A 9,810-nucleotide genomic window follows, 5' to 3' on the forward strand; every position below is an offset into this window, starting at 1 on the left:
ATCGCCGGACCGACCGGGACGGACGAACGCCGTCGGATGCGAGTTCGACTCTCGCCTGCGCCTCTTGCCTGGCGCGGTAGTTCAAAGGAAGAACACGACGGCATGATGACTGATCCGTCTTCTTAAACGCCGCCGGCGTGCGCAATTGGGTGGCATCCCCAGGGGCCCGGGAGCTGGATACGACTCCCGGGCTCCGCCACGCCCGGCACGGCCTTTTCGTCAAACTGTCGTGCTGTGTAGGTTCGCTTGCGCATACGGGTGTTGACGATGTGCGTGCGACGGGGGTTGCGGGATGGTGGGCCATCGGCCGAGTGATTGGCACGTCCTTGACCTGGACAAGGACCCGACCCCCGGCGACCCGGACCGGGTGCGCACCCTGGCGAGGTTCCTGCACGACTTCGCCGACGACGTCTCCGAGGCGCTGCGTCTGGTGAAGGGGATGGCCGGTGAGGGGACGCTGGCGGAGTGGGCGGGCAAGTCGGCCGACGTGTTCAAGGAGGAGTTCTCCGGCGTTCCGAAGAACCTGCGGAAGCTGGAGAAGTCGTACGCGCTGTGCGGGGACGCGCTCGCGGACTACTGGCCGAAGCTGGAGCGCGCCCAGGCCCTGGCCGACAGGGCGCTGGCCAAGGCGCGCGAGGCGCGTGCGGATCTGTCCTCGGCGCAGTCGAAGCTGACCTCGGCGGAGTCGTGGGTGGGCCGGGCGACGAAGGAGGCCGACAAGTACAAGGACGACCCCACGGGGTCGAAGTCGGACGCGGACAAGCCGGACGAGGCGAAGGTGCGGGCCGCGACCCGGGACGTGCGGAGCGCCAAGTCCGCCCAGGACAAGGCCCAGTCGGACGTGTCCGAGGCGCAGGACGCGCTCGCGGCGGCGAAGGAGATGGCCGCCGACGCCCGGTCGATGCGTGAGGAGGCCGCGCGGGACGCCAAGTCGAAGATCGACGAGGCGTCGGACGCGGGTATCCAGAACCGGTCGTGGTGGGAGGAGGTCGGCGACTGGTTCGTCGACAACTGGGACACCATCGTCGCCGTCTGCAAGATCGTCGTCGCGGTCGTCGGTATCGTCGCGATGATCATCGGTGGGCCCATCCTGGGCGCGATCGTGCTCATCGCGGCGCTCGTCGTGCTTGCCGACACGCTGTACAGATACTCCAAAGGACAGGCGTCCCTGTGGGACGTGGGACTGGCCGCCCTGGATTGCATCCCCGGCATGAAGGGCCTCACCACCCTCGGCGGACTCGCCAAGGGCATGAGGAGCCTGGGCTCCATGGGGCTCAAGGGCATGGCGCTGAGCGTGCGCGGCCTGGCCAAGAGCGCCCGCGGCATGGCCAATGGCGCCAAGGGGGCCTACAACCGGCTCAGCAAGGTGGTCCGTTCCAAGGGCAGTGACCCCGTCGACATGGCCACCGGTGCGATGTACCTGCCGCAGTCGGACATCGAGTTGCCAGGCCTGCTGGCCCTGGTCTTCACCCGCCGCGTCGCCTCCGACTACCGGTGCGGCTGGTGGTTCGGCCCGACCTGGGCCTCCACCGTCGATCAACGCCTTGAGGTGGACGCCGACGGCATCGTGTACGTCACCGAAGACGGGCTGCTGCTCGCCTATCGGCATCCGACTGCTCCCCAGGCCCCGGAACTGCCCGTGGCCGGTCCTCGGTGGCCGCTGATCCGCCTGGAGGACGGCAGCTACCGGATCCACGATCCGATGACCGGTCACACCCGTCACTTCGCCCGCCCCGACGGTCGGGGCAATGCACTGATCACCGGAATCAGCGACCACAACCAGCACACGATCACCTTCGACTACGACGAGCACGGCACTCCGCTCGCGATGCGTCACTCCGGCGGCTACCACCTCGCTCTCTCCACCGAGGGCGGCCGGATCACCGCCCTCAGCCTGGTCGGTGCCGCCGACGACGGCTCGGACGTCGTCGTCAAACGCTACGGGTACACCGACGGCAACCTCACCGAAACGTTCAACTCCTCGGGTCTGCCGCTGTGTTTCACCTATGACCACCGTCTGCGCGTCACATCCTGGACGGACAGGAACGGCAGCACGTACACGTACACGTACGACGACCGGGACCGCTGTGTCGCAGAGGGCGGCGAGGCCGGCCACGTCACCATCACTCTCGACTACGACGGGATCGACCCCGCCTGGCCGGACTGCCGGATCACCACCCTCACGACCACCGAGGGAGCCGTCACCCGTTTCGTCGTCAACGACAACCATCAGATCATCGCCGAGATCGATCCTTTGAGCGTCGTCACCCGGACCGAGTACGACGAGCATCACCACGTCCTGGCCGAGACGGATGCGCTGGGTCACAGGACAGCCTTCGAACTCGATCAGCAGGGCTGTCTCACCAGGGCCGTCCGGTTCGACGGCCGCGAGTTTCGTGTGGAATACAACGAACTGTGTCTCCCCGAGACGATCAGTTCGTACGACGGTGGTGTCCACCACTTCGCCTATGACGAGAGAGGCAACCGGACAGCGGTCACGGTCCCCGAGGGCAGCACCTTCTCCTTCCGGTTCGACGAGGCGGGACGCCTTACCTCCCTCTCGGACCCGCAGGGCCGCACGACCGGAGTCCGTTGCGACCCTGCGGGCCTCCCGCTGTACGTCACCGACTCCTTCGGCGCGGTGACCCACTACGAGCGAGACGCGTTTGGCCGCGTCACGTCCGTCATCGGTGCCACCGGCACCGGGACACGGCTGCAATGGACGGTGGAGGGCCGGCTTCTGCTCCGTACCGGCACGGACGGCTCCGTCGACTCATGGGCCTACGACGGTGAAGGCAACTGCATCAGCCATACCGATGCGATGGGCGGGGTCACCCGCTTCGAGTACACGCACTTCGACCTGCTGGCCGCCCGCACTGGGCCGGATGGCGCGCGGTATGAGTTCGATCACGATGCTCAACTGCGATTGATCAAGGTGACCGACCCGCAGGGGCTGAAGTGGACCTACGAGTACGACGCCGCCGGCCGTCTCGTCGCCGAGACGGATTTCGACGGTCTTACGGTCACGTACCGGCACGATGCGGCAGGTCGTGTCGTCTCTCGCGCGAATGCGATCGGCCAGTCGGTCCTGTTCGAGCGTGATGCGCTCGGGCGGGTGGTGAAAAAGCGTGTGGAGGGTCGGAACACGACGTTCGCCTATGACGCCGCGGGCCGTCTCGTGCGTGCCGAGAGTCCGGAGGCATCGCTCGATCTGCGTCGTGACATCCACGGCCGTGTGCTGGCGGAGACCGTCAACGGCCGTACGGTGTCGTCCACATATGACGCTCTGGGCCGTCGTACGGCTCGTACGACTCCCAGCGGCACTCGTACCGCCCGGTGCTACGACGAGGCGGGACGCCTCGCCTCCATGGTTGTGTCGGGCCGGCCGATCGAATTCACCTATGACGAGGCGGGACGCGAACTCACTCGCCGTAGCTGCGGGAGCGCGACCGTCCTCCACGCGTACGACTCCTCGGGACGTCCGGAGAGCCAGAGTCTGATCGACCCGCGGGGCACCCATCTTCAACACCGTACGTACACCTACCGTGCCGACGGGAACGTCGTGGGCACCGCCGACCGGCTGACGGGTGACCGTCGACTCGAGTTGGACGGGGCGGGCCGCGTGACGGTGGTGCACGCCGCGACCTGGACCGAGCGCTATGCGTACGACGAGGCGGGGAATCAGACGGAGGCCGAGTGGCCGGAGAGCCACCCGGGTCAAGAGGCGGCAGGCACCCGTGACTACGAGGGCACCCGCATGACTCGTGCAGGCCGTGTCCGTTATGAGTACGACGCCCTGGGGAGGGTCACGCTGCGCCGACGGACCCGCCTGTCCCGCAAGCCGGATGTCTGGCGCTATACATGGGACGCCGAGGACCGCCTCACCGAGTCGGTCGCGCCCGACGGCACCCGCTGGCGTTATGGGTACGACCCCCTGGGCCGCCGCACGGCGAAGCTCCGTCTGGCGGAGGACGGCGAGACGGTCGTCGAGCGCACCGACTTCACGTGGGACGGCGCGACGCTCTGCGAGCAGAGGACCGTGGCCCCCGGTATTCCTCATCCGGTCACCGTGACCTGGGAACACAACGGTGTGCGCCCCGTGGCGCAGACCGAACGCATCACCGTGGACGATTCGTCCCAGGAGGAAATCGATTCGCGCTTCTTCGCGATCGTCACCGACCTGGTGGGGACGCCGACCGAACTCGTCGACGAGGAGGGCGGGCTGGTGTGGCGAACCCGCAGCACGCTATGGGGCGTGACGGCCTGGACGACCGACTCCGCCACCTACACCCCTCTGCGGTTTCCGGGCCAGTACTTCGACCCGGAAACAGGGTTGCACTACAACTACTTCCGCCACTACGACCCCGAGACCGGCCGTTATGTCACCCCCGACCCTCTGGGTCTGGAACCGGCGCCCAATTCGCGTACTTACGTGAGGAATCCCTACGCGGAGACCGACCCGCTTGGCCTTGCTCCCTACCCCAATGAGCACCTGGCGGAAATTCCGATTCACTCGCGCTACGATAGGTTCTATGTGCGAGCCGGAGAATTGGTCGAGAACCGAGTCGCCAGTCATCCGTTGACGGAAGCTCAAATGTACGGGGGTGAGGTCGCAGGGCACGGGGGTGTCAGAAATCTTTCCAACGAAGACCTCACGCGGTTCGGCGGTCCGCAGGGGAATGATCCGATCAGTGGTTACCGCGAATGGGGGCCGGGTGATTCTCCCCGTTTTCCAGGGACGCAGGTCCACATTACGGGTGGACATCATCGGACGGCGGAAGTGGTGAGGCGTATCGGAACCGGAGAAATGGATCCAGAAATGTTGATAGAATTTGCACTTCGGATGTGATCGGTATGCTCTCTGTTCTGTTGCCCGGAATGTCGGATCTGATTGCGGACGTCATCAGCGGCGACGCCGACGACGAGGAAAGGCTCTGGGTGTGCGTCAGGGTCGGAGTCGGAGGTCGAGACGTGGGAAAGGGGTGGCTCGGTTGCTGGTCCACGGCGGGTGAGAGACCCGATGGGTCCCGTGTGAAGGATTTTCTCCACTCTTTGGATGCCTTCCTCCCGAGCAGGGTGACACCACGTGCTGTGCTGGTGGATCACTTCTTCCACCAGGGCTGGGACACCTGGGGTCCTGGAGTTCCGGGCCCACTTCGACGGGTGGCCGCCCATCCGTCCCCGGCACCCCTCGTCCCGCTTCGAGATTTTCGGATGGACCGTTGAAGGAATCCCGCCAGCCGGTCGAGTACACCTACGTCGGTCCCCCGGAACTGAGGGAGGGGTTGTCCGGTGCGACCGGTACCCCCGTCGACGGGGTGTGTGATCTCGAGCGGTTCCTCGCGGACCGCGAGCCGCACGAAGTGGGCGAGCCCTTCACTTACGTCGTCGATACCACCGGACGGTTGCTCCTCGCTCCCCGCAGGTCGGAGCACGTGGCATGTGCCGGAGGGCGTCCGGTCCTCGCCGCGGGCGAGATCGGATTCGCGCGCGGGGAGTCCGGTGGGCGGTGGACGGTGGAGTTCGTCAGTAACCAGTCCACCGGGTACTGCCCGGGTCCGGAATCCTGGGAGGCGGTGGCGCGGAGTCTTGACCGGGCCGGAATGGGACATGGGGCCGGTTACACGCATCCGATCGTCTTCCGGTGCTGCCCGCACTGCGGAAACCGGAACGTCGTGAAGGAGGATTTCTTCGTGTGTTCCCTGTGCGATGGGGACCTGCCCGTCGAGTGAACCGGTCGGCGGGCACGGCGCGCCCGGCGGACGAACCGGAACGCCATGGCGTGCACCGTGCTTCGGGGGGTGAGGGTCTGGAACAAAACAGCCGCCGCCATGTTCCGGTGACCGGACTGCGCATCATCACCAACCGTCCGGGCGGTGCGCTCTTCTTTCAGGGGCTGATGCAACAGCACGGCGTGCCGGGTTGTGTCGTAGAAATCCCATGGATGAGTAGATTCATGGCCTACCTCGCTGTTTTCGAGGGAAAGGGCGGCCAGGTCGTCGACCGGGAGGTTCTGACGCGGGCGCTCCGGTCGGACTGGCCGGAACCGGGCCGTGGAGACCTTCCACCTCCGGGAGGTGCGCCCCCTCCTGGAGCGTCACTACGGCGCCGACACCCGCCGCGTGGCCGCGGGTGAGTCGCAGGGCGGGTTCGGCGGGCTCTCCTACGCCGGACGCCATCCCGGGCTGTTCCGGGCGGTGGCGAGCTACAGCGGTTATGTGCACCCCCTGCAGCATCCGCACGCGGTCCGGGCCGGGATGACCGCCCTGGGCCTGGACTGGAAGGCGCTGTGGGGAGACCCGGTCGCCCAGCGCGTGAACTGGGAGGCCCACGACCCGTACCACCTGGCCGACCGGCTGCGCGACACCCCCGTACATCTCTCCAGCGGCGACGGCAGGGTGGGCGTGCTCAACCCGCCGGGCACGCGGCCCGACCCGGAGGTCCCCGGGCTGGAGGACCCGTCCGACCCGTTCCCCGACGACGCCGTCTCACCCACCGAAACGATCATGGAGCGCGAGTCCCGTGCCCTGGCCGCACGCCTGGAGTCCGTCGGAACCCCGGTGACGACGCACTTCTACTCCGGCACGCACGACGCGCCGTACTGGGTACGGGAGTTCCGCAGCTCCCTGCCCATGCTCCTGCACGCCCTGCGCGACGCCACCGGTACCGCCGACTGATGGGCTTCGTCGGGTCGCCGCGACGGAGGCGACCCGACGAAGTGCGTCACCCCATGGCGGGCAGGTCCGGGATCGCCTCCGTCAGGCAGGCGGTGGGGTCCTCCCCCTCTGTGACGCAGGTGATGAGGGGCTCGACCAGTTCGAGGAGGTCGCCGCTGGAGACCTCCTCCAGGAAGTCGAGCCGGTCCAGCAGCAGGGGTGCCTGGTCGAGCAGTCCGAGGAAGCACTCGCCGATGTCCTCGAGTGTCTGCGCTTCGGGGCAGACTGCGCTGCCGAGCAGTTGTGGATGCTGCGTCAGAACGCGGTCCAAGGCCTCGCGGACGGCCTGCGCACCGGTCTTCATCGCGGCGGGGTCCGGGAGGGCCAGCTCGGTCCCGGGGAAGATCCAGTGGCCGATGTCGCTGCCGTCGTGCCCGTGTTCCTGCGCGGTCTTCTCGATCGTCCTGGCGTTGGCCCCGAAGAGGACCCACCATGTCGTTCCGTCGCCGTAACGGTGCTCGGCGATTTCCCACAGGGTGTTCCCGCTCGCCACGGTGTGGGTCTCGTGGTGCGTCGTCCGGTCCTTCGCGTGCCCGGCCGTCCGGTGTCGCTGGGCCGGGTCCTCCGTGGCCGCCGCCTGACTCGTGGCCAACAGCATCGAGACGGCCGCCAGGCCGCTGATGAGGGGCAGAGCCAGACCGCGGCGGCGTATGTGCCGCATGTGTCGCCTCCCGAAGTGAACGCGTACTGTGACAAATCTTCACGCTAAGTCACATCGGGTGGTGCGGCGCGGCCACTGGGCCGATCAGCCGACGGGCCGCACCGTCAGGATCTGCTCGGCCCGGCCCACCGGGCCGTCCACGTCGTGCAGGACCGTGCTGGTGAGGCCCTGGCCGGAGGGGCCGAAGGCGACCGTGGTGTCCAGGCCGGTCCAGGAGCCCCGCGGCTGTCGGTGGAGGTGGACGGTCAGGTCGACGTTGGGGAACATCCACTCGGTGGGCGGCTGCCGTACGGCGATGCCGTTGGCGGTGTCGACGAGGGCGAGGTACGAGGCGAGCGGGCCGACGGGCTCGCCGGCGACGAGGTCCAGGGCCGTGGAGACCCAGGCGGTCGTACGGCCCGGCCGGGGCGGTGCGACCGGGCGGACGTCCAGGCCGGCGATGTAACCACCGGGCCAGAGGTCGGCCATCGGCCACGGGGCGAGCGATTCGGGGGCGGGGAGGCGGTCGTCCGGGCCGCCCGCGACCGCGGTGGTGTCGAGGCCGGCCAGGAACCAGGCGCGGGCCCGGACGACCGGGCGGCCGGCTATCCGTACGACCGCTTCGAGGAGCTCGATGGTCCGGCCGGGGCGGACGGTCTCCACCCGTATCTCGCACTCGTCCAGGGCGAGACGGCCGAGAATGTCGTAGCTGATCCGGGAGAGGAGCAGACCGTCCTCCTGGCCCGCGGTGGCCCGGTGGCGGTCGAGGGCGTGGGCGACCAGTCCGCCCAGCGGGCTGAAGTGCAGTTCGTCCGTGTCCCAGGCCCCGCCCGCGTGCGCCGTCGGCTTGTAGCGGTGGTCGTCGATGCGCTCGAAGTGGCTGCCCCGGGGCGCGGTGGAGGTGGGCAAGGGACGTCTCCTTCGGGTGCGGGAAAGTGCACCCTACATTCATCCGGTGTCCGGGTCAGGCGCCGAGCGCGCGGTGCCTGACCCGGGCCAGGTGGTCGGCGAAGACCTCGCGGGCGTCGGGGGTGAGGGTGCGCAGGGCCATCAGCGCCGTGACGGCGACGTCGCACAACTCCGCCTGGACGTCGTCCCAGGTGTGCGTGGTGCCCTTGCGCGGGTTCTGGCCGGTCACCCCGATCACCGCCTCGGCGACCTCCCCGACCTCCTCGGACAGTTTGAGGATCCGCAGCAGCAGGCCCTCCCGGCCGTCGGCCGGACGGTTGGCGTCCAGCCAGCCGTACAGGTCGTCGATGGAGTCCCAGGGATCGGAGGGCGGGGGAGGGGGCGGGGGCAGGTGGTCGCTCATGGAGGCTGAGCCTGGCACACGGCACTGACAGGCACCGGCGCCGGGCGACGGCTGCCGGCCGGTTCCACGCGGCAGCCGTTCCACCCACCGGCGCGTACCCGCGGTCCCGCGCGGGTCCACCCCCGACCCGGTGGCGTGGAACGGCTGCCGCCTCCCCCTGGACATGGCCTGCGGAAGCCACCCGCTCCAAATGTGAAGCTTTGGTGCAGGAGGGTTGAGCATAAGTCCGCGACCGGCCGCAATGGTGCGGACTCTCAAATTCCGTTTGTGCAGGGGTCGCTGACCGGCCGTCCTCAGCCCCGACCCACGTACGGCATCGTCGTCGCCAGCACGGTCGCGAACTGCACGTTCGCCTCCAGCGGCAGCTCCGCCATGTGCCGCACCGTACGGGCCACGTCCGCGACGTCCATCACCGGTTCCGGGGCGGTCTCCCCGTTCGCCTGGAGCGCCCCGGTTCCCATGCGCTCCGTCATGTCGGTCGCGGCGTTGCCGATGTCGATCTGGCCCACCGCGATCCGGTACGGCCGTCCGTCCAGCGAGAGGGACTTGGTGAGGCCGGTCAGTGCGTGCTTGGTCGCGGTGTAGGCGACCGAGAGGGGGCGTGGCGTGTGCGCGGAGATCGAGCCGTTGTTGATGATCCGGCCGCCCCGCGGGGCCTGCTCCTTCATCTGCCGGTACGCCGCCTGCGCGCACAGGAACGCCCCGTTGAGGTTGGTGTCCACCACGTGCCGCCAGGCCTCGTACGGCAGTTCCTCCACCGGCACCCCGCCGGGGCCGAACGTCCCCGCGTTGTTGAACAGCAGGTCCACCCGGCCGAAGCGCTCGACGGTGGCCGCGAACAGGGCGTTCACGTCCTGCGGGCGCGACACGTCGGTCCGTACGGCCAGCGGCTCGCCGCCGGACTCCCGCTCCCGCGCGGCGAGCGCCGCCGTCTCCTCCAGCGTCTCCCCGCGGCGCCCCGCCAGCGCCACCGACCACCCCCCGCGCGCCAACTCCACCGCCACCGCACGCCCGATGCCGGAGCCCGCCCCGGTGACCACGGCGATCCTCGTCCGTCCGTCCGTCTGCTGCCTGGAAGTCATGAGGTCGGAGCGTAGGGGAGGGGGCCGGGGGGGGGGGGGGCCCCCCCCGCCCCCCCCGGG

At 68.8% G+C, this 9,810-nt stretch carries 5 protein-coding genes and 1 pseudogene; 2 read left to right on the plus strand and 4 right to left on the minus strand.

The features are described from left to right. Window positions 1–367 precede the first annotated feature (367 nt). Both ACFV5H_RS32400 and ACFV5H_RS32405 read left to right on the plus strand, forming a co-directional pair. Window positions 368–4,849, plus strand: a complete 4,482-nt coding sequence (locus ACFV5H_RS32400) for a DUF6531 domain-containing protein (protein WP_385198433.1) — start codon at window positions 368–370, stop codon at window positions 4,847–4,849. 1,201 nt (window positions 4,850–6,050) lie between these two features. Next, a pseudogene (locus ACFV5H_RS32405) lies at window positions 6,051–6,677 on the plus strand (alpha/beta hydrolase); the annotation flags it as partial. A gap of 46 nt (window positions 6,678–6,723) precedes the next feature. On the opposite strand, the gene ACFV5H_RS32410 reads toward ACFV5H_RS32405, so the two are convergent. From ACFV5H_RS32410 to ACFV5H_RS32425, 4 genes are all read right to left on the minus strand, one after another. Further along, window positions 6,724–7,377 (minus strand): LysM peptidoglycan-binding domain-containing protein, encoded by a 654-nt coding sequence (locus ACFV5H_RS32410; RefSeq protein ID WP_385198435.1) that lies wholly within the window; start codon window positions 7,375–7,377, stop codon window positions 6,724–6,726. 84 nt (window positions 7,378–7,461) lie between these two features. Next, on the minus strand, window positions 7,462–8,265 hold the full coding sequence (locus tag ACFV5H_RS32415; RefSeq protein WP_385198436.1) for a thioesterase family protein: 804 nt from the start codon (window positions 8,263–8,265) through the stop codon (window positions 7,462–7,464). 55 nt (window positions 8,266–8,320) lie between these two features. Then, a complete protein-coding gene (locus tag ACFV5H_RS32420; RefSeq protein WP_385048503.1) occupies window positions 8,321–8,668 on the minus strand; it encodes a MazG-like family protein in 348 nt (115 codons plus the stop codon). Window positions 8,669–8,961: 293 nt separating this feature from the next. After that, window positions 8,962–9,750, minus strand: a complete 789-nt coding sequence (locus ACFV5H_RS32425) for an SDR family oxidoreductase (RefSeq protein ID WP_385198437.1) — start codon at window positions 9,748–9,750, stop codon at window positions 8,962–8,964. Window positions 9,751–9,810 lie beyond the last annotated feature (60 nt).

Source organism: Streptomyces sp. NPDC059787, assembly GCF_042732315.1.
In the GTDB taxonomy this organism is placed as follows: domain Bacteria; phylum Actinomycetota; class Actinomycetes; order Streptomycetales; family Streptomycetaceae; genus Streptomyces; species Streptomyces atrovirens.